We start from the raw sequence: 26,187 nt of genomic DNA, 5'->3' as shown, positions 1-26,187 counted from the left end.
ATGGCAATTTTCAATCAGTTCCGCGTGATTAACCCCAACATGTTTGTGGAATCGACCTGGCTGGATGACATCGTCACCGCACGGGTGCCGCTGCTGGTGCTGCGTAATTTCCTGACGCCAGAGGTGCGGGAAGCGGTGGTGACTGACCTGCAGAGCTGCCGGGAAAAGATCCGTGTCTCCCACTATCCCAATGGCGCGCTGACCACGCTCGGCCCCTATCTGGCGCGTCATACTGCGGCTCCCGATAACTATTTTACCGAGCTGCGCGATATCCAGCCGGCGTTGCCGCCCTCACTGAATACGCTGCGCGAACAGATTTACCGCTGGGTTCAGCATGCGCTGCGGCTGGAAAGTTTACGCATCGCCCACGAACCGGGTTGTGGAGACTATGCCGGTTCTATCGTGCGCTTTCATGCCAATGGCGTCGCGAACCCGCTGCATAACGACAATATCGTGCGCGACGCCGCAGAGACTTCGCTAGTGGTGACGCAAATCCTGCATCAGCTCAGCTGCGTGGTCTGCCTGCAGGAGTGCAACGCGGGCGGAGCACTGCGTATCTACAACAAAAAGTGGTCGCCGGAGGATGAGCAGTTCAAAACTGCCGGGGAGCTGGGTTATCGCAGTGGGGTGATTGAAAACAGCGAGATCTGCGAATTTTCACCACGCAGTGGCGATATCTATCTGTTTAATCCTGCGTTTTATCATGAGATCGATCGGGTCGAAGGCGATACCCGTATCACCATGGGTTTCTTTTTCGGGCTGACCGATAAAAAAATGAAGCACGCTATCGCCTGGAGTTAAGCCGGGTCGTGCCAGAACAGGAGAAGGGAATGACGACGTTTGAAAAAATCACTGCGCTGCTGGATCAGCAGCAGGCCAGCTATCGCGTGGTGGAACATGAGGCGATAGGGCAGACCGAACAGATCAGCCAGATACGCGGTAACCTGCTGGGTCAGGCGGCCAAAGCGATGGTGCTGGAGGTCAGCATGCCGGACGGTGCGCCATCGCGTCAGCTGCTGGCGATAGTGCCGGGCGACTGCCGGATCAATTTCAAAAGTGCGGCGCGCGCCATCGGCGGCAAAAAATCCTCTTTCGCCGCTCCGGAGCTGGCGCAGGCGCTGACGGGCTGTGTGATGGGCGCGGTACCGCCGTTTAGTTTTGATGACCGGCTGGCGCTGCGGGTGGATACCCGGCTGCAACAGGTCGGAACGTTATGGTTTAACGCGGGCGAACTGGATAAGTCGATCGCGCTGGCTGTAGATGATTATTTTCGCATCGTGGGTGAAGGCTGCTGTGCCGATATCGCGACCCCCATTGCGGTCACCGCCTGACGGCAGGACAAGGAGTTTCTGATGTCGGTAAAAGATATGCTGTTAGCGCTGTGCGTGGTGGTGGCGTGGGGCGTCAATTTTGTGGTGATCAAGCTGGGGCTGCAGGGTATGCCGCCTTTTTTGCTCGCCGGGCTGCGTTTTACCCTGGTCGCCTTTCCCGCCATTTTCTTTGTGCGTCGCCCGCCGATTCCGCTGCGCTGGCTGGTGGTTTATGGCATGACCATCAGTTTTGGTCAGTTCGCCTTTCTGTTCCTGGCGATCAAGCTCGGCATGCCTGCCGGTCTGGCCTCGCTGGTGCTGCAGGCGCAGGCATTCTTTACCCTGTTGCTGGGCGCGTTGTTGCTGGCGGAGAAGCTGCGCTGGAATCATATCGTCGGGATTATCATCGCTACGCTGGGGATGTTTTTGCTGGCAACGGCAGGCATGGAAGGGCAGACCAGCGCCGGTATTACGCTGACCACCATGATGCTGACGCTGTCGGCGGCGCTCTCATGGGGGCTGGGTAATATCACCAATAAGATTATTATGCGGAACCGCAGCGTGCCGATCATGTCACTGGTGGTCTGGAGTGCGCTGGTGCCGATCGTTCCTTTCTTTGCCTGTTCGCTGCTGTTTGATGGTCAGGCCGCCATCGTTTACAGCCTGCTGCATATCGGCCTGCAGACCGTGCTGGCGCTGTTCTATCTGGCATTTGTCGCCACCATTGTGGGTTACGCTATCTGGGGGAATCTGCTGAGTCGCTACGAAACCTGGCGCGTCGCGCCGCTGTCGCTGCTGGTGCCGGTGGTGGGGATTATTACCGCCGCGCTGGTGCTGGATGAGCATCTCTCCGGGCAGCAGATGCTGGGTGCGGTGGTGATTATACTGGGACTGCTGGTCAATGTGTTTGGTGGCGTGCTGGGTCAGCGTTTAGCGATGCGAACGCAGCCGTAAGGACAAGTCCGCCTTCAGACATAAGGGCAAAAAAAACGCCGCTAATGCGGCGTTTGTCATGGTTACTTCAGAATCTCAATACGGCGTGGTTTCGCCTCTTCCGGCACCAGTCGTTCAAGATCGATGCTCAGCAGACCATTCTCGAGACGGGCATCGCGCACCACAATGTGGTCGGCGAGCTGGAATTTACGCTCGAAGTTACGCTCGGCGATACCCTGATACAGGTATTTACGCTCGGTCTGCTCTTCAGGATGGGCACCCCGCACGATCAGCACGTTATCGTGCGCCGTGATATCCAGTTCGCTCTGAGCAAAACCGGCCACCGCAATAGTAATGCGATAGTGATTTTCATCGACCAGTTCAACGTTATAGGGAGGATAGCCGCCATTGCTCTGATTCTGATTAGATTCGAGCAGGTTAAACAGGCGATCAAAACCGATAGCAGAGCGATAAAGTGGGGTGAGATCAAAATTACGCATATTAAGACTCCTGAATTTCAGCAAGTTTTGGCAACCTTCCACTACTGGACAGGCTGGATACGGCACCCCACTGTCCCTTGCGGCAACGGTGAGTGCGTCCGTAAACTAAAAATGGGTGCCACAAGACCATTTTCAAGAGGGTGAAATGCAATTTTTTTCGCCAAATTGTGGAAATGGCATACACTCAGGACTACTTTTGCCAGACCCAGACGGACTTCGCCCCAGAGTGTTGACGTTGTCTGGCAAGCAAACTCAGCCAGGCTTATGCCATGACTGAAGGGATGATGATGATGAAATTGATGAAGACCTTACCTCTGGCTGGAGTGGTGTGCTGCGCAATGGCAACAACCGGCTGTTCCAGCGTGATGTCTCACACAGGTGCGAGTCAGGGCTACTATCCAGGCACCCGTGCCAGCGCTGATATGCTGTCCGATGGTGATACCAGCTGGGCGCTGAAGCCGCTGGCGTTAATCGATCTTCCTTTCTCTGCCGTGCTGGATACGCTGCTGCTGCCGTGGGACTACTACCGCAGCGACAAAGATAAATCTCTCGACTCTCCACGTGAACGCATCCTGCAGAGCGAAAGGCTGGCGCATACGCAGGAAAGCCTGGCGCAGGCGCAGCCTATGCCTCCTATGCGGTCACTGCCGCAACCGTAAAGAGTTGCCGCCAGCCATTCACCTCACGCATATAAGCAATCTGTGTACCATCAGGTGACCAGACCACCGCGTCACCTGATGGCGCCTCTTCCGTTCTGCGGGTCAGACGCTGACACGCGCCGCTCTCAACGTCACATCGCATCACGCTGTTATCGCAGATAAAAGCGATCGCCTGGCCGTCAGGATGCCAGCTAAAGGCGGACTGAATGCTGTGGCTGAGTCGGGTGATCTGACGCGGTTCGCCGCCGTTGGGGGAGACCGTCCAGAGCTGGATCACCTCTGCGGCATCCGCCATCAGAAACGCTATCTGGCTGCCATCCGGTGCGGCGCGCAGCCAGTGGCGAGGTTGCAGAGCCACACCACGGCTGTGCGTCAGGCGACGCTGCTGCACGCCAGCCGGTGGCGCAGGTAACTGCTGGCTGCTGCCCTCCAGCGGCATCTCTCCGGCGCGGGCGTAATCCTCCAGCGCATCAGGCAGATCAACAATAAAAACTTCAGGCCGTTTTTCACCCTGCGCCGTCAGCGTGTCGCCAATAAAGGCGATCGCCCAGCGCTGCCAGCTGCCGTCCGGCTTCTGGTAGCCACGCTCACCGACCCAGCACTCCTCACAGGCACGATTAATCTGGTCACTGCCTGGCAGCGGTTCCGCATGCGTCTGGCTCACCAGCAGGCAAAAAAAGGTGCCGTCATATTCGCGCGGATGCTGCTTTTCAGGCGTTACAGCGCAAAGGGGCACCGCGATGCCGACGTTGCGCAGATCGAGCCGGCTATCCAGTTCGTGCATCACATGGTCATTGTAGGTAAAGCTCAGGCGAGAACCGTCGGGGCTGAAGACATGTACATGCGAGCCGCCACGCAGCGCGCCAGGGGTAAACGGCGGCGTGATATCGCAGGCATCCAGATTCACCGCCGCACCGTTCTGAACGATCACCCCGCGCCGGTGGTGGAAGTCATACTGCCAGCTGGCATCGGGATGTTCCGGGCCATGAATGCAGACGTAGCGCGGTGGCAGGTCGGGACTGACCGTGACGACGCCAACATGGGCACCATGCCGGGCCTGATAGAGCACCTCCACCTCACCGGTCATCACATTGACCCGCTCAATGGTCTGACTGGTAAACGATGCGCCCGATGGACGAACGTCAAACGCCAGCCACTGGCTGTCGGCAGTCCAGACATTAATATTGGTGAGCTGATGCTGACGGGCAGCAAAGGTGATCTGTTTTTCTGACATGATGAAACCCACGGAGAAAGAGTTGCCCGACAAATTACGCGATTCTGTTTTGCGGTGCAGCATTTTTGCCGGGTTAGGGGATCCGGGCCGAAGCGGCCCGGCAGAGAGCAGGCCGTTACAGCACTAACTCTTCGATGGCATGCGCGACGCCATCTTCCATATTGGTTTTGGTGATGAACTGAGCAATTTTCTTAACAGAGTCAATGGCATTCCCCATTGCGACACCCGTTCCTGCGTATTCGATCATCGCCAGGTCATTCTCCTGATCGCCAATCGCCATTACTTCTTCCTGCTTCAGGCCGAGCTTCTCAGCCAGCATTTTGACGCCCTGGCCTTTATTCACCCGACGATCGAGGATTTCCAGGTAATAAGGCGCGCTCTTCAGGATGGTGTAGGTCTGCTGAGCATGCCCGGGCAGGCGGGCAATCGCCGCGTCGAGAAGAGCGGGCCGGTCGATCATCATCAGTTTCGGGAAGCGCATGGCACGATCCATCTCCTCCACCGCGCGGTAGCGCACCGGAATGCCGGTCAGGCTCGCTTCATGGATGGTGTATTCGCTGATGTCTTTGTTAGGGGTATAGAGATGGGTTTTGTCGAATGCCTGGAAATGTACGCCAAGCTCACGTGCCAGGTTCTCGATGTAGAGGTAGTCGTCAAAGGTCAGCGTCACTTCCGCCACGCACTCACCATCTTCGGCCTGATGAACCAGCGCACCGTTGTTGCTGATCGCGTACTGGCCGGGCGTCTGCATATCCAGTTCCATGAGATAGCGCTGGATACCTACAAACGGCCGGCCGGTGGTCAGCACAATCGACACCCCTTGCTGACGGGCGCGATCCAGGGCGGATTTCACCGCCGGTGTGATCTCATGTTGCGGGTTGAGCAGGGTGCCATCCATGTCGATAGCGATCAATTTAATAGCCATAGAGTCCTCGTAGCGTCTGGGTTTTGTTCAATGCTAGCGCGATTCAGCGCACATTGACCAGTTTCATGGCAGGCGAGAACGGCCAGCTGATCGCCAGGTTCAGGCGGTAAAGAGATCGCGGTGGATTTTAATCACGGCTTTTCGGATTGTTGCGGGTTCGCCAGGGGCGCAGCAGGGACGATGAATATCGTGCGGGAAAAAGAGCGCGAACATGCCGGGCATCAGCGTAATCACTGACTCATTCAATATCTTCTGATAAAAAACGACGTCTCGCTGCTGGGCAAAATCTTCGGTGATGTGCTGGTCGGGATGGGCACGGGCCACGCCAATATTTTCGGTGCCTGCCAGCAGATACTGAATATCGATGTAGTTGAAGTGGGACTCCGCTTTACGCGCGCTGGCCGGTTCGGTCATCATCTCCTGCACCAGACAGAACATTTTGTTGTCGGGCAGGATCTCATATTTGCCGGTTTCCAGCTGGCTGAAATCTGTGCTGGCAATCCAGCTTATCGCCTGATCGACTACCGGATGAAAGGCGTGACGTTCTCTGTCCCAGTCGTGACGATCGCAAACAATCATGGTGTAACTCCCTGTGTGGAATAGTGCGCGGTAAATGCGCAAAGAGGGGCAAGAGTAAGGGAGCTGACCGGGTTAAAACGTGATCGGGATCGCAGCATGCGGGCAGGAAGGCACCTCCTGGCGGGTTTTCCGCCCGGACGGCACAAAAAAAAGGCCATCACCTGTGTGATGGCCTTTCATCTCTGATGCCGGTTAAATATCGATATTGGCGGCTTTCAGCGCATTTTCTTCGATGAAGGCGCGGCGCGGTTCAACCGCATCGCCCATCAGGGTTGTGAACAACTGATCAGCGCCAATCGCATCTTTAATGGTAACGCGCAGCATACGACGGCTGTCTGGATCCATGGTGGTTTCCCACAGCTGCTCCGGGTTCATCTCGCCCAGACCTTTGTAGCGCTGGACCGAGAGGCCGCGACGCGACTCTTTAATCAGCCACTCAATCGCCTGTTCGAAGCTTGCCACTGGCTGACGACGCTCGCCACGCTCGATGTAAGCATCCTCTTCCAGCAGACCACGTAGTTTGCTTCCCAGGGCGCAGATTTTGCGATACTCAGGACCCTGAATGAAATCAGCATCCAGCGGATAGTCAGTATCTACACCGTGGGTACGGACGCGCAGTACCGGCTCGAACAGGTTTGATTCGCGGTTTTCACGCACCTGTGCCAGATAGGTGCTGCCATGCGCTTCGCGTTCAGTCAGATAGCTCACCAGACCATTCAGCCAGGTTGTAACCTCTGCTTCGCTGGTCAGGTCGCTCAGCGTGTCGTGATAAATCATCGCACGCAGCATGGCCATCGGATAACGGCGCTCCATACGCTTGATCATCTTCTGGGTGCTGTTGAAGTCAGTGACCAGCGTCTCCAGCGGCTCACCGCCCAGCGCCGGCGCGCTGGCATTGGTGTGCAGCGTCGCGCCATCAAGCGCGATAGCGATCTGGTATTGATCCATCGCCTCGTCATCTTTGATGTACTGCTCCTGCTTGCCTTTCTTCACTTTGTAGAGTGGCGGCTGGGCGATATAAACGTGGCCGCGCTCAATGATTTCAGGCATCTGACGATAGAAGAAGGTCAGCAGCAGGGTACGGATGTGCGAACCATCGACGTCGGCATCGGTCATGATGATGATGCTGTGATAGCGCAGCTTGTCCGGGTTGTACTCGTCGCGACCAATACCGCAGCCCAGCGCGGTGATCAGCGTGGCCACTTCCTGGGAGGCGAGCATCTTGTCGAAACGCGCTTTCTCAACGTTAAGAATCTTACCTTTCAGCGGCAGAATCGCCTGGTTTTTACGGTTACGGCCCTGTTTGGCCGAGCCGCCTGCGGAGTCACCCTCCACCAGGTAGATTTCAGACAGCGCCGGGTCGCGCTCCTGGCAATCCGCCAGTTTGCCTGGCAGACCCGCCAGGTCCAGCGCGCCTTTACGGCGGGTCATTTCACGGGCGCGGCGTGCCGCTTCACGGGCACGGGCGGCGTCGATGATTTTGCCGACTACAATTTTGGCGTCTGATGGATTTTCCAGCAGGTATTCAGCCAGCAGCTCATTCATCTGCTGCTCAACCGCTGTTTTCACCTCGGAGGAGACCAGTTTATCTTTGGTCTGCGAGGAAAATTTAGGATCCGGCACTTTCACCGAAACCACAGCGATCAGACCTTCACGGGCATCATCACCGGTGGCGCTGACTTTGGCCTTCTTGCTGTAACCCTCTTTTTCCATATAGGCATTCAGGGTACGGGTCATCGCTGAACGGAAACCGGCGAGGTGTGTACCGCCGTCGCGCTGTGGGATGTTGTTGGTAAAGCAGTAGATATTTTCCTGGAAGCCGTCATTCCACTGCAGCGCCACTTCCACACCAATGCCATCTTTCTCGGTAGAGAAATAGAACACGGTAGGGTGAATCGGGGTTTTGTTTTTGTTGAGGTACTCAACAAACGCCCGGATGCCGCCTTCATAGTGGAAGTGATCGCTTTTGCCATCACGCTTATCATCCAGACGAATCGACACGCCGGAGTTCAGGAATGAGAGTTCACGCAGGCGTTTCGCCAGGATGTCATACTCAAAATCGCGCACGTTGGTAAAGGTTTCGTGGCTCGGCCAGAAACGCACACGGGTCCCGGTAATGTCGGTCTCACCCGTCACCGCCAGCGGTGCCTGCGGTACGCCATGGACGTAAATCTGCTGATGCACTTTGCCTTCACGACGAATGGTCAGCTCCAGCTTCTGCGACAGAGCGTTAACCACGGAGACGCCCACGCCGTGCAGGCCGCCGGAGACTTTATAGGAGTTATCATCGAACTTACCGCCAGCATGCAGCACGGTCATGATCACTTCAGCGGCAGAGATGCCCTCTTCTTCGTGAATACCGGTAGGAATGCCGCGTCCATCATCCTGCACCGATACAGAGTTATCGGCATGGATGGTGACCACAATGTCACTACAGTGACCAGCGAGCGCTTCGTCGATTGCGTTATCCACGACCTCGAATACCATGTGATGCAGACCGGTACCGTCATCGGTATCGCCGATATACATGCCCGGGCGTTTGCGTACCGCATCAAGTCCTTTCAGGACTTTAATACTTGAGGAGTCATAAGAATTCGACATCAACGTTTCTCGCTCATTTTAATCTTCAGGTTGAACCGCTATTTTACCCTGTTCCACGCGGAACATCTTGCCCTTTTCGTCGGTCATGTCGATTACATGTCCGGCAGAAATTGCGCTGACAAATACCTGAGCCTGAGTGGCTTTTAACCGTTCCGCCAACAGGCGTCGGCGGCTCTCATCCAGCTCAGAAGCAAAGTCATCAATGAGGTAAATACAGCGGCGTCCGCTCTGGCTTGTCAGGAACTCGCCCTGTGCCAGACGCAATGCACACATCAGCAGTTTTAACTGCCCGCGTGAGAGTAAATCTTCTACCGGCGTCCCTTCAGCCCGAATACGAAAATCCGCTTTATGGGGGCCGCTGGCGGTATAGGTCAGTGCGCGATCGCGCTCGAAGTTACGTTCCAGCAGTTCGGCGTAATCGCTCTCTTTATCCCAGCCACGCTGGAATGAGAAGCGCAGCTCAAATTCCGGCAGAAACTGGCCACAGGTGGCGGTGATTTCCGCGGAAATCGCCGCACTGTATTCCGCCCGCCACTGGCTGATCTGTTCAGCCAGCGGAACCAGCTCCTGATCCCAGGGACGAATCTGGCTGTAGCGTGAGACCTGGCGCAGCGCCGCGTTCCGCTGTTTAAGCAGGCGGCGCATGTTGTTCCAGGCGTTAAAAAAGCCGGGGGTGTTATGAAAGCAGCCCCAGTCGACATAGGCTCTGCGATATTTGGGGCCGCCATTCAGCAAACTAAAGCCTTCAGGGGTGATTAACTGCATCGGCAACAGCTGCGCCAGCTCCGCGACCTTATGACCATCGCTGCCATCAATGCGCACTTTGCTGTCACCGGCACGGTTTTTGGTCAGCCCGACTGAAATTTCCCGCTCTTTGTTTTCCAGACGCCCGTGCAGCACAAACGCCGCCTCGTCGTGACGAATCACGCGTCCCGCCTGCAGGCTGCGAAACGAACGGCCATGCCCCAGAGTATGAATCGCTTCTAAAACGCTGGTTTTACCACTGCCGTTGGCGCCGACCAGGAAATTAAAGCCGGGTGCCAGCTGCAGATCAGCCTGCTCAATATTACGAAAATCTTTGATAAGAAGGCGGGTTAAAGCCATGAATCAGTCCAGCGTGAAGGGCAATAAAGTTTTGGGCCTGGCGATCCAGGGCGTCAACGGCAAAGCAGGTTTGCCCGATACCTCAGTCACCAGGCCGTCGGCGTCGCAGCTACGTTGCGCCCCGCCAGCGCACAGCCACCGGAGCGTACTGAAGTACGTGAGGATGGCGAGCACTGCCGGGGCACAACGTAGCAAGTAAGCCAGGCCGATATCTTCTACAAGCGCATGGGCATGACGACATAGGCCGCTGCCGGACTCGCCACATCCTCAATCTGCACGCTCGACACTGAATCGGTCAGCAGCAGACGGACGTTTTCGCACTTAAGCGCGTTCAGCACATCCAGCACGTAACTGACGTTGAAGCCAATCTCCAGTTCCGTGCCGTTGTAGCTGACATCCAGCATCTCTTCCGCTTCTTCCTGTTCAGGGTTATTGGCGGTGATCTTCAGCTGATTTTCGGTGATATAGAGGCGAACACCGCGGAACTTCTCGTTAGAGAGGATAGCGGCGCGGGCAAAGGCCTGTTTGAGCAGATCGCAGCCCGCTTCCAGCGCTTTGTCCGGATTCTTCGGCAATACGCGACGATAATCGGGGAAACGACCATCAACCAGCTTAGAGGTAAAGATGTAGTCGCCGACATGCGCACGGATATTGCTGCCGCCAATCTGAACCTGCAGCGGAGTATCGCCTCCATCCAGCAGACGCAGCAGTTCAATCACGCCTTTGCGCGGCACAATCACCGAATGACTCGGCAGCGCCTGACCAATCGGCATGGAGCAGACAGCCAGACGGTGACCGTCAGTGGCCACGGTGCGCAGCTCTTCCCCTTCGGTTTCAAACATCATGCCGTTGAGGTAGTAACGCACATCCTGATGCGCCATCGAAAACTGGGTCGCTTCAATCAGCCGTTTCAGCGTTGCCTGCGGCAGGGTAAATTCAACTTCACTCTGCCAGTCGTCAAGATTTGGGAAGTCACTGGCGGGCAGGGTCGACAGCGAAAAACGGCTGCGGCCAGAGCGCACCAGCATGCGATCGCCTTCCAGTGCCAGAGTAATTTCTGCGCCATCCGGCAATCCGCGACAGATATCGAGGAATTTACGCGCCGGAACGGTGGTGGATCCAGGCTCATGTGCCTGAGTCAGCGCCACGCGTGCGACCATCTCCATTTCCAGATCGGTACCGGTCAGCAACAGCGAACCTTCAGTTACCTGCAGCAGCAGGTTTCCAAGGATCGGCAGCGTCGGACGACCACCCAGGGGACCACTTACTTGTTGCAGCGGCTTCAGCAACTGCTCACGTTCAACAATAAATTTCATAGCGTCAGGAAGATAATGTTCTGATGAGATTAGAGAAATCTTCTTTGATATCGTGGCTCTCTTCACGCAGCTGCTCAATCTTGCGGCAGGCATGAAGCACCGTTGTATGGTCACGACCCCCAAAAGCATCGCCAATTTCTGGCAAGCTATGGTTGGTTAACTCTTTCGCCATCGCCATCGCCATCTGGCGCGGACGTGCCACCGAGCGCGAACGGCGCTTGGAAAGCAGATCCGCTACCTTAATTTTGTAGTACTCAGCCACGGTCTTCTGAATATTATCGATGGTGACCAGCTTTTCCTGCAGCGCCAGCAGATCGCGCAGCGCTTCGCGCACGAAGTCGATGGTAATCGCCCGGCCAGTAAAGTTGGCATTGGCGATCACGCGATTCAGCGCGCCTTCCAGCTCACGCACGTTAGAGCGTAACCGCTTGGCAATAAAGAAGGCGACTTCACCAGGCAGACGGATGTCGTTCTCATCCGCTTTTTTCATCAGGATCGCCACACGCGTTTCCAGCTCAGGCGGCTCGATCGCCACCGTTAAACCCCAGCCGAAACGTGATTTAAGACGATCTTCCACCCCGTTGATCTCTTTTGGATAGCGATCCGAGGTGAGGATGATCTGCTGGTTGCCCTCTAATAAGGCATTAAAGGTGTGGAAGAACTCTTCCTGCGATCGCTCTTTATTAGCAAAGAACTGAATGTCATCGATCAGCAGCGCATCTACCGAACGGTAGTAGCGTTTGAACTCTTCAATCGCATTGTTCTGCAGTGCTTTAACCATGTCCTGCACGAAGCGCTCGGAGTGCATATAAACCACTTTTGCATTGGGTTTACGGGCAATGATGCCGTTGCCCACCGCATGCAACAGGTGCGTTTTACCGAGACCGGTGCCGCCATACAGAAACAGCGGGTTATAAGCGCCGCCTGGATTATCCGCCACCTGACGTGCCGCCGCGCGCGCCAGCTGGTTAGATTTACCCTCGACGAAGTTATCGAAGTTATGACGGTTGTTCACATTTGAGCGATAGGTCACGTCGGCTGGTGCCGGGACATTATCCCAGCTGGGACGCATAATCTGCGTCGGGGCCGGACGAATATGGCTCTGTACGGGCATCACGGGCGCGCTGACGCTGGCCATTACGGGCTGGCTGACCGCTGCCGCCTGCTGCTGAACCGGGCGCGTTCCCACTTCAAAACGCAGGGCGGGCACGTTTGGACCGCAGAATTCATTCAGCAGTGCATTGATACTATTAAGGTATTTGTCCCGAACCCAGTCGAGTACGAAGCGATTTGGAGCATACAAGGCAAGCGTATTGTCGTTTAACTCAGCCTGTAGTGGACGGATCCACATGCTGAATTCGGTGGCAGGAAGCTCATCCTGCAAACGGGCAAGACACTGTTGCCAAAGCGTAAGTGACACGGCGGACTCCACTCGTACAAATTCGAAAAGAATAGTAGGCGTTACTCTAAGAAACGTTCATTTTTGACACAGACGCTAAGAAAGCGCCTGCGACCGCTATCAGCGGTTTTCCGTCCTGCAATCACCGGAGGATCGTCAGCGGAAGGGCGGATCATAGCGCAAAGCGAGGCAGAGATCTTCCCTTTCTACACAGTTTTGATCCTTTTTATCCACAGGCCAGAGGCGCGCAAAGAAGTTTACGCCAGTTGCGGGAAAAACCAGCAGGGATCTGACGCAATCCATTAAAATTTCGGGCGACATCTCATTTTATCCCCAGGATCCGGCAAGCCGATCGCAATAAGATCCCGTGCGATCCTTGCGCTTTAGTGCGGAGCCCGTATAATTCTCCACCCGACATTGAGCCATCAGGCGCAAAGTCGGGACTCTGCGGGCTGTATGCGGGTTTTCAGGCACTATGACACGCGAAGTAAATTGACTCGGGACTGTACAATTATTACAATCCCGCCTCTTTATTAAAGACACATTGAGGCGTAGGTCGATTTTCTGGCCCGAAACGCGTCACCCAGTGAAAATTTTCAAGTTTAGGTAGAAACCGCCATGAAACGCACTTTTCAACCGTCCGTACTGAAGCGCAACCGTTCACACGGTTTCCGTGCTCGTATGGCAACAAAAAATGGTCGTCAGGTTCTGGCACGTCGTCGTGCTAAAGGCCGTTCTCGTCTGACCGTTTCTAAGTAATAAAGCAAGCCCTGATGGGTAAGCTCGCATTTCCCAGGGAGTTACGTTTGTTAACTCCCACTCATTTCACTTTCGTCTTCCAGCAGCCACAACGGGCTGGCACGCCGCAAATTACTATTCTCGGCCGCCTTAACGCGCTGGGGCATCCCCGCATCGGTCTCACCGTCGCTAAAAAACATGTGAAACGCGCTCATGAACGCAACCGGATCAAACGATTGACCCGCGAAAGCTTTCGTCTGCGTCAACATGAACTGCCGTCGATGGACTTCGTGGTGGTCGCGAAGAAGGGGGTTGCCGATCTGGATAACCGTATGCTGGCGGAAGCGTTGGAGAAATTATGGCGTCGTCACTGTCGCCTGGCGCGCGGCTCCTGATCGTCCTGATACGCGTCTATCAACGCGGCATCAGTCCATTACTGGGACCACACTGTCGGTTTCACCCGACCTGCTCTCATTACGGAATTGAGGCATTACGCAGGTTCGGCCTGATAAAAGGCAGTTGGTTGACATTAAAACGCGTATTAAAATGCCACCCCTTGAACCCGGGTGGTGACGATCCTGTGCCGCCAAAAACCTTTGATACCAGAGAACATTAACGATGGATTCGCAACGCAATCTCTTTCTCATCGCTTTTCTGTTCGTGACCTTTATGATCTGGCAAGCCTGGCAGACGGACCACGCTCCGCAGCCACAGCAGACGCAGACCACACAAGGCACAAACAGCGTAGCGGGTGATACCGCCAGTCAGGGTGTACCGGCCAGCGGTCAGGGCCAGACGATCACCGTTAAGACTGATGTCCTGTCATTGAATATCAACACCCGAGGCGGTGATGTTGAACAAGCACAGCTGCTGACTTTCCCGGACAAACTGGGTTCTAACCAGCCGTTCCAGCTGCTTGAAACAACGCCAGCGTTCCTTTATCAGGCACAGAGTGGTTTGACCGGTCGTAATGGCCCGGATAACCCGAACAACGGCGCGCGTCCGCTGTTCAACGCTGCGCAGGATCACTTCGAGATGGCTGATGGCCAGTCCGAACTGCGTGTGCCGATGACCTACACCGCTGAAAATGGCGTGGTTTACACCAAAACCTTCATCTTCAAGCGTGGCGAATATGCCGTTAATGTCGATTATCATGTCAACAACACCACCCAGCAGCCGCTGGAAGTGTCGCTGTTTGGCCAGCTGAAGCAGACCATCGATCTGCCTAAGCATCGTGATACCGGCAGCAACAACTTTGCTCTGCACACCTTCCGTGGCGCGGCCTACTCCACCAGCGAGTCGAAATATGAGAAGTATAAATTCGACACCATCGCGGATAACGAGAACCTGAACGCCACCACCAGCAATGGCTGGGTTGCGATGCTGCAGCAGTACTTTGCAACGGCATGGGTTCCGCGTACCGAAGGCACCAACACCCTTTACACCAGCAACCTGGGTAATGGCGTGGCGGCGATTGGCTATAAATCTGCACCGGTCACCATTGCCGCGGGCGCACAGCAGAATCTGGGTGCAACGCTGTGGGTCGGCCCGGAAATTCAGGACAAGATGGCAGCGATTGCGCCGCACCTTGATCTGACCGTAGATTACGGCTGGTTGTGGTTTATCTCTCAGCCGCTGTTCAAACTGCTGAAATTTATCCACAGCTTCATCGGTAACTGGGGCTTCTCCATTATCGTGATCACCTTCATCGTGCGCGGCATTATGTACCCGCTGACCAAAGCGCAGTACACCTCGATGGCGAAGATGCGCATGCTGCAGCCGAAAATTCAGGCGATGCGTGAGCGTCTGGGTGATGACAAGCAGAAGCAGAGCCAGGAAATGATGGCGCTGTATAAAGCAGAGAAAGTGAATCCGCTGGGTGGCTGTCTGCCGCTGGTGATTCAGATGCCAATCTTCCTGGCGCTTTACTACATGCTGTCAGGCTCGGTTGAACTGCGTCATGCGCCATTTATTCTGTGGATCCATGACCTGTCAGCGCAGGACCCGTACTACATCCTGCCGATTCTGATGGGCATCACCATGTTCTTCATTCAGAAGATGTCACCGACCACCGTGACCGATCCGATGCAGCAGAAGATCATGACGTACATGCCGGTGATTTTCACCGTGTTCTTCCTGTGGTTCCCGTCAGGTCTGGTGCTGTACTACATCGTCAGCAACCTGGTCACCATTCTCCAGCAGCAGCTGATTTATCGCGGCCTGGAAAAACGTGGTCTGCATAGCCGCGACAAGAAGAAAGCGTAAGCGATCCAGAGCGGGAGTAATCCCGCCCTAAAATAGTCTATTCTCAGGCGGTCAAAGCGACCGCCTGTGTTTTTTGTAGCGAGAGAAAATTTATGAGCCACAGCGATACCATTGTTGCCCAGGCGACGCCACCCGGACGCGGCGGCGTAGGCATTCTGCGCGTCTCTGGCGCCCAGGCGGCAGAGGTCGCCCGCCAGCTGCTGGGCAAACTGCCTAAGCCGCGTTACGCCGATTATCTGTCGTTCACCGATAGCGATGGCCGCGTGCTGGATCAGGGCATTGCGCTGTGGTTTCCTGGTCCTAACTCCTTTACCGGTGAAGATGTGCTGGAGCTGCAGGGCCACGGCGGCCCGGTGATCCTCGACCTGCTGCTGAAGCGCATCGTGGCGCTGCCTGGCGTGCGTATCGCTCAGCCGGGTGAGTTTTCAGAGCGTGCGTTTCTGAATGACAAGCTCGATCTGGCGCAGGCCGAAGCGATTGCTGACCTGATTGATGCCAGCTCTGAGCAGGCGGCGCGTTCGGCCGTGAACTCCCTGCAGGGCGTCTTCTCCACCCGTATCAATCATCTTGTGGAAGCACTCACTCACCTGCGGATCTATGTCGAAGCCGCTATCGACTTCCCGGATGAGGAGATCGATTTCCTCTCTGACGGCAGAATCGAAGCGCAGCTGAATACGGTGATCGGCGACCTGGATGCCGTCCGTGCCGAAGCGCGTCAGGGCAGCCTGCTGCGTGAAGGGATGAAAGTGGTGATTGCGGGCCGGCCTAATGCGGGCAAATCGAGCCTGCTGAATGCGCTGGCGGGCCGTGACGCCGCCATCGTCACGGATATCGCAGGCACCACCCGTGACGTACTGCGTGAGCATATTCATATTGATGGCATGCCGCTGCATATCATCGACACCGCCGGTCTGCGTGAAGCCAGCGACGAAGTGGAGCGCATCGGGATTGAGCGCGCCTGGCAGGAGATCGAACAGGCTGATCGCGTGCTGTTTATGGTGGACGGCACGACGACCGATGCCACCGAAGCGGCGGCGATCTGGCCCGATTTCGTCTCCCGTCTGCCGCCCGAACTGCCGATTACCGTGGTCCGCAACAAGGCGGATGTCACCGGTGAGTCTCTCGGTCTGACAGAAGTAAATGGTCACTCACTGATTCGCCTGTCGGCACGCACCAGCGCGGGCGTGGACGAGCTGCGCGATCACCTGAAGCAGAGCATGGGCTTCGCCGGCAATATGGAAGGCGGCTTCCTGGCGCGTCGCCGTCATCTGCAGGCGCTGGAGCTGGCGGCAACGCACTTACAGCAGGGTAAAGCGCAGCTGCTCGGTGCCTGGGCCGGTGAGCTACTGGCGGAAGAGTTACGTCTTGCCCAGCAGGCGTTAAGCGAGATCACCGGCGAGTTCACTTCTGACGATCTGCTGGGTCGCATCTTCTCCAGCTTCTGTATCGGTAAATAACCGTGCTGGCCTGATAGCGTCCTGCTGTCAGGCCAGATTTCCTGCCACGCTGCCTCCCTGTTATTCCCGCCTCTGCGTTGATTCTTGCTGATATGTTATTTTGCGGCGGCACGGCATTGCCGTATAACGGTTGAAGCGCCGATCTGACGTGCGGCGACGGATTGCGGTGAGTGATCCCCGCCTCATCCCGCCGCGCCGGACCGGACGCAAACCCACTACGTGAACACCGTTGGGCGAACTTTTTCGCCTGAAACAGGAGAGTTGCATGAGTACACCGCTCGACACTGCCGCACTGGACACGCTGTTTAATGACGCCCGCACCCACAGTTACTGGCAGGCTAAGCCCGTCGATAACGCCCTGCTGGAGCAGCTCTATGCTTTAACGGCACTGGGCCCGACCTCGGCGAACTGCTCGCCTGCGCGATTTGTTTTCGTGACCTCGGCGGAAGGCAAAGAGAAGCTGAAACCGGCACTCTCTTCCGGCAATCTGGAAAAAACCATGAGCGCGCCGGTCACGGTGATTGTGGCCTGGGACCGCGAGTTCTATGAGCAGCTGCCCGCCCTGTTCCCCCATGCTGATGCGCGCAGCTGGTTTACCGGCAGTCCCGAGGCGGCAAAAGAGACCGCTTTCCGTAACAGCAGCCTGCAGGCGGGCTACCTGATTCTGGCGGCGCGTTCGCTGGGTCTGGATGCCGGTCCGATGTCCGGGTTTGATCCGGCCAAAATCAATGACGCCTTTTTCCCCGACGGTCAGTATCAGGTTAACCTGCTGATTAACCTCGGCTACGGTGATGCGTCAAAACTGCATCCGCGCCTGCCGCGACTGAGCTTTGAGCAGGCGAGTCGTTTCGCCTGATGCTGCCCGCGTCGCGAGTCGAATCGCGACGCTTATCTCTGGTCGATCCCCGCAACTCAGCTCACTCTGCTCATCCTATTCCGAATTTACCCCAATCTGTGCGTTGCCAGGTGCATTAAGGTAAGAAAATTCCTACAATGCTTCTGATGATTATCTGACCATTTTCACGGAGCGACAGATGGCTGGTCATTTTGTACGCTGGACGGGCGATCCCGGCTTCCCGGCTAATGATTTACGCATTCCCCAGGCTATCACCGACACGGCACAGCAGTTTGCTGACAAACGCCGTGGGCGATTTCTTGCCGCCCGTACCCTGCTGGCACAACTGATGCTACGGGTTTATGGCATTGGTGAGCTGCCGCGCCTGCTTATCCAGAGCAACGGACGCCCCGTTTTTGCTGACAGCGATCTGCCCGATTTCAGCATCGCCTATGCGGGCAATACGGTGGGTGTGCTGCTGGCCGAAGAGGGCGGACGTGCCGGTCTGGATATGGAGATTGTGCATGCCAGAAGCCGTCAGACTCAGGAGCAGCTGATTCAGGGATTAACCTCGGGCGAGATCGCCTGGATCAATGCCCAGCAGGATGCCATGGAGGCGGTGACGCAGATCTGGACATTACGCCAGAGCATTCTCAAGCTGACGGGAGAGGGCGATCGGGGACTGGATTCGCTGCGCCTGTTGCCCGGTGCGGGTCGGCTGCGATCTTCACTCTATCCCGATATTCAGGTGGTGTGTGATGCGGAGCCCATGCTGGTCTGGTCGTGTGCGCTGTCGTCTGCGACTCAGCGTCTGCATCTGTGGGAGATGGATAACGCCTTTCAGTGGCACGCATTACGCGAAATAGAGATGGGTAAGCCCAACATCGGGCCTCATGCTCTGCGGCTGACCAGCCTGCCCAGCGAGCGCAGCCTGCATCCTGAAATGTAAAAAGCCGCAACCCGGCGGTTGCGGCCCTGAATGCGCTTAGTGCGCGTCTACAAAGACAATCTTCAGCACAAACAGCAGAGCAACAATCACTACGCAGGGGCTGATTTCACGCCAGCGGCCCGTACCCAGCTTCATGACGCAGTAAGCGATGAATCCCAGCGCAATGCCTTCGGTGATGGAAAAGCTGAAGGGCATCATGGCGGCGGTCACAAACGCCGGAACGGCTTCGGTCAAATCATCCCAGCGAACGCGCGACAGGCTGGCGGTCATTAACACCCCAACGTAAATCAGCGCGCCCGCAGCGGCGTAGGACGGCACCATCGCGGCCAGCGGTGACAGGAAGGTCACCAGCAGGAACAGCAGGCCGGTGACCACGGCCATCAGGCCGGTACGGCCACCAATCGCCACGCCCGAGGTGCTTTCGATATAGGCGGTCACGGATGAGGTGCCTGCCAGCGCGCCACTCACTGAACTGATGCTGTCGACATAGAGCGCCTGCTGCATGCGCGGGAAAGTGCCGGTTTCATCGGTCAGTCCCGCTTTGTCGGTGACGCCGATCAGCGTGCCGGAGGAGTCGAACAGATTGACCAGCATAAAGGAGAAGATCACGCCCGCCATGCCGATGTTGAACGCGCCTTTAATATCCACCTGGCCGACCACAGAAGTAATGGAAGGCGGCGCAGAAAACAGGCCGACAAACTTCACGTCACCCAGCATCCAGCCGATAGCAGTGGTAACCACCATCGAGATCAGCACTGCCGCGTGGATATTGCGTGATGCCAGAATAGCGATGATAAAGAAGCCCAGCGCGCCCAGCAGTACGCTGTGCGAGGTCAGGTTCCCCACGGCCACCAGGGTATCGGGATTCGGCACGATAATACCGGCATTCTTCAGCCCCATCATGGCGATAAACAGGCCGATACCGGCGGTAATGCCGACGCGCAGGCTCAGCGGGATATTGGCAATCATCCAGTAGCGAACCCGCAGCAGCGTCAGGATCAGCAGGCCGACCGCACCCCAGAAGATCGCGCCCATACCCACCTGCCACGAATAGCCCATCGCGCCAACCACCACAAAGGCTAAAAAGGCGTTCAGCCCCATTGCAGGCGCCAGCGCCACCGGCAGATTGGCAAACAGTCCCATCAGAATGCTGCCAAAGGCAGCAATCAGACAGGTGGTCACAAACACCGCCTGGGTATCCATGCCGGCGACGCCGAGGATCTGCGGATTGACGAAGACGATGTAAACCATCGTCAGAAAGGTGGTGATACCCGCGATCACTTCGGTGCGCACCGTGGTGCCATGTTCCTGCAGCCTGAAGATGCGCTGCAAAACGCCTTGCTTGCTCATGCCATCCATCCAGAAGAAAAAATCATCGGCGCGTATCCTGGCGATTTTACCGGGGCAATACAATGATTTTTCGCAACCGATTGCCAGTCTCGCAATCTGCGCTGAGTGCGGTAGAGTGTGGAGCACACCCCTGAATCGAAGGATAGAGTCTGATGTCAGTAGAATGCGTCTTTTTTGATTGCGATGGCACGCTGGTGGACAGTGAGTTGCTCTGTACCCAGGCCTACGTCAACACCTTTGCCCGTTACGGCCTGGAACTGTCGCTGCAGCAGATGTTTGAGAAGTATAAGGGCGTCAAACTCTACGACATTATTCGTGACGTCGGCGACGCGCATCAGGTGACGCTGCCGATGGAAGAGGTGGAGACTGCTTATCGCGCAGAGGTCGCGCGGCTGTTTGATCAGCAACTGCAGCCCATCCCGGGCGCGAAAGCGCTGGTTGAGCAGATCAAGGTGCCGATGTGCGTGGTTTCAAACGGGACGGTAAAAAAGATGCAGCACTCGCTGGGCTTAACCGGCATGCTGCCGCTGTTTGCGGAGCACCTCTACAGCGGCTATGACATTCTGCACTGGAAGCCCGATCCGGAACTGATGTACCACGCTGCGGAACAGATGCAGGTACCGATTGAGCGCTGCATTCTGGTGGATGACTCCGAAGCGGGCGCCCGCGCCGGTATCGCCGCCGGCATTCCGGTCTATTACTACTGCGCCGACCCGCACAACCCTGAACTGGATCATCCGCTGGTGACGCGCTTCGACGATATGGCGCAACTGCCTGCGCTGTGGCGCGCCCGTGGCTGGGATCTGGTGTAGCGCGGGCCAGCATGACACACACCGTCTGGTTTTTAACCCTGCCCGGCGTGATGGCGCTGGATCTCACCGGACCGGCCGAGACGTTGAAGCTGGCGGGCGATCACTTTACGCTGCGCTACATCGGCCCGCAGCCGGAGGTGGTCTGCTCCACCGGCATGACCATTGGCGGCATCGAACCGTTACCTGAGCAGTTGCCCGCCGGGAGTCTGCTGGTGGTGCCTGGCGTCTATGACTCGCAGGTCTGTTACGCCACGCCACAGGCCGGAGAGGCACGCGAGTGGCTGATGCGCCAGCACGGCGCGCTGCGCGCGCAGACCTTTATGCTGGTCTGCGTCTGCTCGGGTGCGCTGCTGGCGGCGCAGGCAGGCATGCTGGATGACGTGGTCTGCACCACCCATCATGATGTGATTGCCCGTCTGAAAGCCGCGGCCCCGCGCGCACGGGTGCAGGAGAACCGGGTGTTTGTCGGGCATGAGAATATCTGGACCAGCGCAGGCATCACGGCGGGAATCGATCTGGCGCTGCATCTGATTAATCAGCTCTGTGATACGCAAACCGCGCTGGCGGTAGCGCGGGAGATGGTGGTCTGGTTCCGCCGTGCCGGTGACGATCCGCAACTTTCGCCGTGGCTGCGTTACCGCAACCACATGCATCCGGCCATTCACCGGGCGCAGGATCTGATGATTGCCCATCCTGAGCACGGCTGGACCCTGACCGAGCTGGCCGGACGCACGCATGTCAGCAGCCGCCATCTGGCGCGGCTGTTTCGCCAGCATCTGGGGATTAGCGTGCGTGAATACCATGAGCAGCTGCGGGTTGGCGTGGCACGCCAGCGTCAGCAGCAGGGTGAATCTGCCGAAAAAGCGGCGCTGGCGGCGGGATTTTCATCGGCGCGCCAGCTACGGCGCGCCCGCCAGCGCGAAGCCGATCAGCTGACAAAGTGACGGGTATCGACGCGTTTCAATGCCATACCCAGCAGCAGGCTGCCGCCCAGCGTCAGCCCGAACACCCAGGGCAGGTCGAGCCACGGACGCGACATATCATCGTAATGATGCGTTCGCAGGTAGTGAATGAACAGCGCATGAAAGCCGTAGATCGGCAGTGAATAACGTGCAATCACCGTTAAACCGGGCAGCGTGCGCTGGTTCAGGCTGTTTTTAAACACGATGAGCAGGCTGATCGCGGCGATAAACACCAGCGGTCCGCAGTAGAGATACCAGGTGTCATTAAACGCCCCGTTGACGATCAGCGCCTGTTTCGTCCCTAACGTAATGCCAATCACACAGGCGATAAACAGCCCGGCAGCCAGCGGCGTCAGGCCGCGCCGGGTCGTTTCCATCGTGCCGATAGCCCGTCCCAGCAGCGCATAGAGCAGGTAGTAGATACTGTCACCGCTGACATAGAGATTAACCGGCAGAAAGTGAAACGGCCCCAGCGACTGGCTGACCGTATTGGGGTTGGCGAGCACCGCCAGCACCAGCACCAGCAGCGCCACGTAGCGCGCCTGCACGGTTTTTACCTGGATCAGGGGCGACAGCAGATAGATGCCGATCAGCGCAAAGAAGAACCACAGGTGATAAAACACCGGCTTCTGCAGCATCTTCAGGATTGATCGCCCTTCGCTGATGGGGGTCAGCCAGGTGATATAGGCCAGCGATACCGCGCTGTAGAACAGCAGACAGAGCACCAGCCGGAGCATATGGCGCGGCTGGGCGCTGCGTTCGCCGAAAAACAGATAGCCGGAGATCATAAAGAACAGCGGAACACAGACGCGTGATGCTGAGTTCAGCAGATTAGCCGCATCCCAGGTGATGCCAGTCACCGCCATCGGCCCGGTGATATACCAGGTGGTGGTGTGAATCACGATCACCATCAGGCAGGCAACCGCGCGTAAATTATCGATCCAGTAAATCTTCTGCGGCATGGCATCCTCTTGCGCATCGCGTCCATGCGCAAAAGGGTAGCCAAATGCGACCAGAGCAACAACTGCTGCCAGCAGGATTCGGAGCCATCTGTATGCCAGCGCCCTGAATCACCGCGAAAACGCGCCGGTAGCGCCTGGGATTTACGGCTGCACATCGCGCGGTCAAAGGGTATACTGTCGGCCTCTTTTTTTAATCTAACCGAAGCGCGTGCACACTCAACATGCAAAAGTTTGATACCAAAACCTTTCAGGGGCTGATCCTGACCTTGCAGGATTACTGGGCGCGTCAGGGCTGCACCATTGTCCAACCGCTGGACATGGAAGTGGGCGCTGGCACTTCACACCCGATGACCTGCCTGCGCGCACTCGGCCCGGAGCCGATCGCCGCCGCTTACGTGCAGCCATCACGCCGTCCTACCGATGGCCGCTACGGTGAAAACCCGAACCGCCTGCAACACTATTACCAGTTCCAGGTGATCATCAAACCCTCACCGGACAACATTCAGGAGCTCTATCTTGGCTCGCTGAAAGAGCTGGGTATGGACCCGACGGTGCATGACATTCGCTTCGTGGAAGATAACTGGGAAAACCCGACGCTGGGTGCCTGGGGACTCGGCTGGGAAGTGTGGCTCAACGGCATGGAAGTGACGCAGTTCACCTACTTCCAGCAGGTTGGCGGCATGGAGTGTAAGCCGGTGACCGGCGAGATCACCTACGGTCTGGAGCGTCTGGCGATGTACATCCAGGGCGTCGACAGCGTTTACGATCTGGTGTGGAGCGACGGTCCGCTGGGCAAAACCACCTACGGCGACGTGTTCCATCAGAACGAAGTGGAGCAATCCACCTATAACTTCGAATACGCCGACGTTGATTTCCTCTTTACCTGCTTCGAGCAGTATGAGAAAGAGGCGCAGCATCTGCTGGCGCTGGAAAAACCGCTGCCACTGCCCGCCTACGAACGCATTCTTAAAGCGGCACACAGCTTCAACCTGCTGGATGCCCGCAAAGCGATCTCGGTAACAGAGCGTCAGCGCTATATTCTGCGCATTCGTACCCTGACCAAAGCCGTGGCTGAAGCTTACTACGCCTCTCGCGAGGCAATGGGCTTCCCGATGTGCAATAACAAAAAGTAAGAGGCAGCCATGACTGAACAAACCTTCCTGGTGGAGATCGGCACCGAAGAGCTGCCACCAAAAGCCCTGCGCAGCCTGGCAGAAGCCTTTGCCGCGCAGGTAACGGCTGAACTGGATGCCGCTAACCTGAGCCACGGCGAGGTCAGCTGGTTTGCTGCGCCGCGTCGTCTGGCGCTGAAAGTCGCCACCCTGAGCGCCTCACAACCCGATCGGGAAGTAGAGAAGCGTGGACCGGCGATCTCTGCTGCGTTTGACGCTGACGGCAATGCGACCAAAGCCGCTGAAGGCTGGGCGCGTGGCAACGGCATTACCGTCGATCAGGCTGAACGTCTCGCCACCGATAAAGGCGAATGGCTGGTTTATCGCGCTCAGGTCAAAGGCGAAGCGGCCCAGGCGCTGCTGCCCGCAATGATCGCTACCGCGCTCAGCAAGCTGCCGGTGCCAAAACTGATGCGCTGGGGCAACAGCGATGTGCAGTTCGTTCGTCCGGTTCACACCGTGACGATGCTGCTGGGCGATGAGCTGATCCCAGGCACCATTCTGGGCATTAAGTCAGATCGGGTTATTCGTGGTCACCGCTTTATGGGTGAAAGCGAAATCACGCTCGACAACGCCGATCAGTACCCTGATGTGCTGGAAAAACGCGGCCAGGTCATTGCCGACTATCAGGTCCGCAAAGCGATGATTAAAGCCGATGCTGAAGCAGCAGCACGCCGTTTAGGCGGCAACGCTGATATCAGCGACAGCCTGCTGGAAGAGGTGACATCGCTGGTGGAGTGGCCGGTGGTCCTGACCGCGACCTTTGAAGAGAAATTCCTCAAGGTACCTGCGGAAGCGCTGGTCTACACCATGAAAGGCGATCAGAAGTATTTCCCGGTGTATGACAATGACGGCAACCTGATGCCGAACTTCATTTTCGTCACCAACATCGAATCCAGCGATCCGCGCCAGATTATCTCCGGCAACGAGAAGGTGGTACGTCCACGCCTGGCCGATGCAGAGTTCTTCTTTAATACCGACCGCAAAAAGCGTCTGGAAGATCACCTGCCGCGTCTGGAGACGGTGCTGTTCCAGAAAGAGCTGGGCACGCTGCGCGATAAAACCGATCGCATTCAGGCCCTGGCGGGCTGGATTGCCGGTGAAATTGGCGCAGATGTGAATCACGCCACCCGCGCGGGCCTGCTGTCGAAGTGTGACCTGATGACCAACATGGTCTTCGAGTTCACCGACACCCAGGGCGTGATGGGCATGCACTACGCGCGTCACGACGGCGAAGCCGAAGATGTGGCGGTGGCGCTGAATGAGCAGTATCAGCCGCGCTTTGCCGGTGACGATCTGCCGTCCAGCCCTGTCGCCTGTGCACTGGCGATTGCCGATAAAATGGATACGCTGGCCGGTATTTTCGGCATTGGTCAGCATCCAAAAGGCGACAAAGACCCGTTCGCACTGCGTCGTGCGGCGCTGGGCGTGCTGCGTATCATAGTCGAGAAAAACCTGCCGCTTGACCTGCAGACTCTGACCGAAGAAGCGGTGCGCCTGTATGGCAGCAAGCTGAGCAACGCCCGCGTGGTGGATGATGTGATCGACTTTATGCTGGGTCGCTTCCGCGCCTGGTATCAGGAAGAGGGTCACAGCATCGACACGCTGCAGGCGGTTCTGGCGCGTCGTCCGACCCGTCCGGCTGACTTTGATGCACGCATGAAAGCGGTGTCGCACTTCCGTACGCTGGAAGCAGCCGCAGCACTGGCGGCGGCGAACAAGCGCGTCTCTAACATTCTGGCAAAATCGACTGAAACGCTGAATGAGAGCGTGCAGGCGTCGCTGCTGAAAGAGAACGAAGAGATCCAGCTGGCGACCTTTGTCACTGCGCTGAGCAGCAAGCTGCAGCCTTACTTCGCTGAAGGTCGTTATCAGGATGCGCTGGTCGAACTGGCACAGCTGCGTACTGCGGTAGACAACTTCTTCGATAAAGTGATGGTTAACGCCGACGATCAGGCGGTGCGGGTTAATCGCCTGACGCTGCTGTCAAAACTGCGTGAGCTGTTCCTGCAGGTCGCGGATATCTCGCTGCTGCAGTAATGCTATTTGTTGTGCGAAAAAGGGACGAGCAATCGTCCCTTTTTTTATGGGATTTTTTGGCCTGATGTCTTCGACTCATACCTGA

The 26,187-nt window shown here is 57.0% G+C and carries 25 protein-coding genes; 15 read left to right on the top strand and 10 right to left on the bottom strand.

What is annotated here, in order from left to right; genetic code table 11:
• From NR195_RS13005 to NR195_RS12995, 3 genes are read left to right on the top strand one after another with little or no spacing between them, the layout of a single operon-like run.
• Positions 1-801, top strand: coding sequence for a hypothetical protein (locus NR195_RS13005; RefSeq protein ID WP_010671609.1), 801 nt, complete (start codon positions 1-3; stop codon positions 799-801).
• A gap of 29 nt (positions 802-830) precedes the next feature.
• Entirely contained in the window at positions 831-1,331 is a 501-nt protein-coding gene (locus tag NR195_RS13000; protein WP_010258916.1) for a YbaK/EbsC family protein, read from the top strand.
• 21 nt (positions 1,332-1,352) lie between these two features.
• The gene (locus NR195_RS12995) at positions 1,353-2,264 is read left to right on the top strand and encodes an EamA family transporter (protein WP_033773205.1); all 912 of its coding nucleotides are present in this window, start codon (positions 1,353-1,355) and stop codon (positions 2,262-2,264) included.
• Between the two features lie 62 nt (positions 2,265-2,326).
• On the opposite strand, the gene ibpA is transcribed toward NR195_RS12995, so the two are convergent.
• On the bottom strand, positions 2,327-2,743 hold the full coding sequence (gene ibpA, locus NR195_RS12990; RefSeq protein ID WP_010258920.1) for a small heat shock chaperone IbpA: 417 nt from the start codon (positions 2,741-2,743) through the stop codon (positions 2,327-2,329).
• Positions 2,744-3,033: 290 nt separating this feature from the next.
• Here ibpA and NR195_RS12985 point away from each other — a divergent pair, with 290 nt between their 5' ends.
• Entirely contained in the window at positions 3,034-3,402 is a 369-nt protein-coding gene (locus NR195_RS12985) for a YceK/YidQ family lipoprotein (protein ID WP_223564587.1), read from the top strand.
• On the opposite strand, the gene NR195_RS12980 is transcribed toward NR195_RS12985, so the two are convergent.
• The 7 genes from NR195_RS12980 to dnaA form a co-directional block, all read right to left on the bottom strand.
• Positions 3,377-4,636 carry a DUF3748 domain-containing protein gene (locus NR195_RS12980; RefSeq protein WP_062759458.1) on the bottom strand — a complete coding sequence of 420 codons (1,260 nt, stop codon included), beginning with the start codon at positions 4,634-4,636 and terminating at the stop codon, positions 3,377-3,379. The genes NR195_RS12985 and NR195_RS12980 overlap by 26 nt on opposite strands.
• Before the next feature lie 115 nt (positions 4,637-4,751).
• Positions 4,752-5,561, bottom strand: coding sequence for a sugar-phosphatase (yidA, locus tag NR195_RS12975; RefSeq protein ID WP_010258924.1), 810 nt, complete (start codon positions 5,559-5,561; stop codon positions 4,752-4,754).
• Between the two features lie 99 nt (positions 5,562-5,660).
• The gene (locus tag NR195_RS12970) at positions 5,661-6,140 is read right to left on the bottom strand and encodes a YhcH/YjgK/YiaL family protein (RefSeq protein WP_010258925.1); all 480 of its coding nucleotides are present in this window, start codon (positions 6,138-6,140) and stop codon (positions 5,661-5,663) included.
• 192 nt (positions 6,141-6,332) lie between these two features.
• Entirely contained in the window at positions 6,333-8,741 is a 2,409-nt protein-coding gene (gyrB, locus tag NR195_RS12965) for a DNA topoisomerase (ATP-hydrolyzing) subunit B (protein ID WP_010258926.1), read from the bottom strand.
• 18 nt (positions 8,742-8,759) lie between these two features.
• Complete coding sequence (gene recF, locus NR195_RS12960; protein WP_010258927.1) at positions 8,760-9,845, bottom strand: DNA replication/repair protein RecF; 1,086 nt, start codon at positions 9,843-9,845, stop codon at positions 8,760-8,762.
• 215 nt (positions 9,846-10,060) lie between these two features.
• Positions 10,061-11,161, bottom strand: coding sequence for a DNA polymerase III subunit beta (gene dnaN, locus NR195_RS12955; RefSeq protein WP_010258930.1), 1,101 nt, complete (start codon positions 11,159-11,161; stop codon positions 10,061-10,063).
• Between the two features lie 4 nt (positions 11,162-11,165).
• Entirely contained in the window at positions 11,166-12,581 is a 1,416-nt protein-coding gene (gene dnaA, locus NR195_RS12950) for a chromosomal replication initiator protein DnaA (protein WP_031591042.1), read from the bottom strand.
• Between the two features lie 597 nt (positions 12,582-13,178).
• Here dnaA and rpmH point away from each other — a divergent pair.
• The 7 genes from rpmH to NR195_RS12915 all read left to right on the top strand — a co-directional run bounded on the left by rpmH (position 13,179) and on the right by NR195_RS12915 (position 18,804).
• Positions 13,179-13,319: a 50S ribosomal protein L34 gene (gene rpmH, locus NR195_RS12945; RefSeq protein ID WP_003849659.1), complete on the top strand. Its 141-nt coding sequence runs from the start codon at positions 13,179-13,181 to the stop codon at positions 13,317-13,319.
• A 14-nt stretch (positions 13,320-13,333) separates the two neighbouring features.
• Positions 13,334-13,693 (top strand): ribonuclease P protein component, encoded by a 360-nt coding sequence (gene rnpA, locus NR195_RS12940; RefSeq protein WP_008926396.1) that lies wholly within the window; start codon positions 13,334-13,336, stop codon positions 13,691-13,693.
• On the top strand, positions 13,657-13,914 hold the full coding sequence (gene yidD / locus NR195_RS12935; RefSeq protein ID WP_008926397.1) for a membrane protein insertion efficiency factor YidD: 258 nt from the start codon (positions 13,657-13,659) through the stop codon (positions 13,912-13,914). Before rnpA ends, yidD begins: the two co-directional genes overlap by 37 nt.
• A gap of 2 nt (positions 13,915-13,916) precedes the next feature.
• A complete protein-coding gene (gene yidC / locus NR195_RS12930) occupies positions 13,917-15,563 on the top strand; it encodes a membrane protein insertase YidC (RefSeq protein WP_010258933.1) in 1,647 nt (548 codons plus the stop codon).
• Positions 15,564-15,655: 92 nt separating this feature from the next.
• Entirely contained in the window at positions 15,656-17,020 is a 1,365-nt protein-coding gene (gene mnmE, locus NR195_RS12925) for a tRNA uridine-5-carboxymethylaminomethyl(34) synthesis GTPase MnmE (RefSeq protein ID WP_256844592.1), read from the top strand.
• A gap of 265 nt (positions 17,021-17,285) precedes the next feature.
• Complete coding sequence (locus NR195_RS12920) at positions 17,286-17,876, top strand: malonic semialdehyde reductase (RefSeq protein WP_031591047.1); 591 nt, start codon at positions 17,286-17,288, stop codon at positions 17,874-17,876.
• Positions 17,877-18,054: 178 nt separating this feature from the next.
• Entirely contained in the window at positions 18,055-18,804 is a 750-nt protein-coding gene (locus tag NR195_RS12915; RefSeq protein ID WP_010258937.1) for a 4'-phosphopantetheinyl transferase superfamily protein, read from the top strand.
• A 36-nt stretch (positions 18,805-18,840) separates the two neighbouring features.
• On the opposite strand, the gene NR195_RS12910 is transcribed toward NR195_RS12915, so the two are convergent.
• A complete protein-coding gene (locus NR195_RS12910) occupies positions 18,841-20,154 on the bottom strand; it encodes an NCS2 family permease (RefSeq protein ID WP_256844591.1) in 1,314 nt (437 codons plus the stop codon).
• Between the two features lie 152 nt (positions 20,155-20,306).
• Here NR195_RS12910 and yieH point away from each other — a divergent pair, with 152 nt between their 5' ends.
• Positions 20,307-20,966 carry a 6-phosphogluconate phosphatase gene (yieH, locus tag NR195_RS12905; protein ID WP_010258939.1) on the top strand — a complete coding sequence of 220 codons (660 nt, stop codon included), beginning with the start codon at positions 20,307-20,309 and terminating at the stop codon, positions 20,964-20,966.
• Positions 20,967-20,977: 11 nt separating this feature from the next.
• Entirely contained in the window at positions 20,978-21,910 is a 933-nt protein-coding gene (locus NR195_RS12900) for a GlxA family transcriptional regulator (RefSeq protein ID WP_256844590.1), read from the top strand.
• Here NR195_RS12900 and NR195_RS12895 read toward each other — a convergent pair.
• Complete coding sequence (locus NR195_RS12895) at positions 21,895-22,890, bottom strand: acyltransferase (RefSeq protein ID WP_010671618.1); 996 nt, start codon at positions 22,888-22,890, stop codon at positions 21,895-21,897. The two genes, NR195_RS12900 and NR195_RS12895, sit on opposite strands and share 16 nt — an antisense overlap.
• Positions 22,891-23,111: 221 nt before the next feature.
• Here NR195_RS12895 and glyQ point away from each other — a divergent pair, with 221 nt between their 5' ends.
• Positions 23,112-24,023, top strand: coding sequence for a glycine--tRNA ligase subunit alpha (gene glyQ, locus NR195_RS12890; protein WP_010258942.1), 912 nt, complete (start codon positions 23,112-23,114; stop codon positions 24,021-24,023).
• 9 nt (positions 24,024-24,032) lie between these two features.
• A complete protein-coding gene (gene glyS / locus NR195_RS12885; RefSeq protein WP_172608396.1) occupies positions 24,033-26,102 on the top strand; it encodes a glycine--tRNA ligase subunit beta in 2,070 nt (689 codons plus the stop codon).
• The last annotated feature ends 85 nt before the right edge of the window (positions 26,103-26,187 follow it).

It is taken from the genome of Pantoea sp. Ft-CA_14 (assembly GCF_024520875.1).
In the GTDB taxonomy this organism is placed as follows: Bacteria; Pseudomonadota; Gammaproteobacteria; order Enterobacterales; family Enterobacteriaceae; genus Pantoea; species Pantoea agglomerans.
The sequence above is the reverse complement of the archived record's forward strand: the minus strand, read 5'-3'. Positions and strand labels throughout refer to the sequence as shown.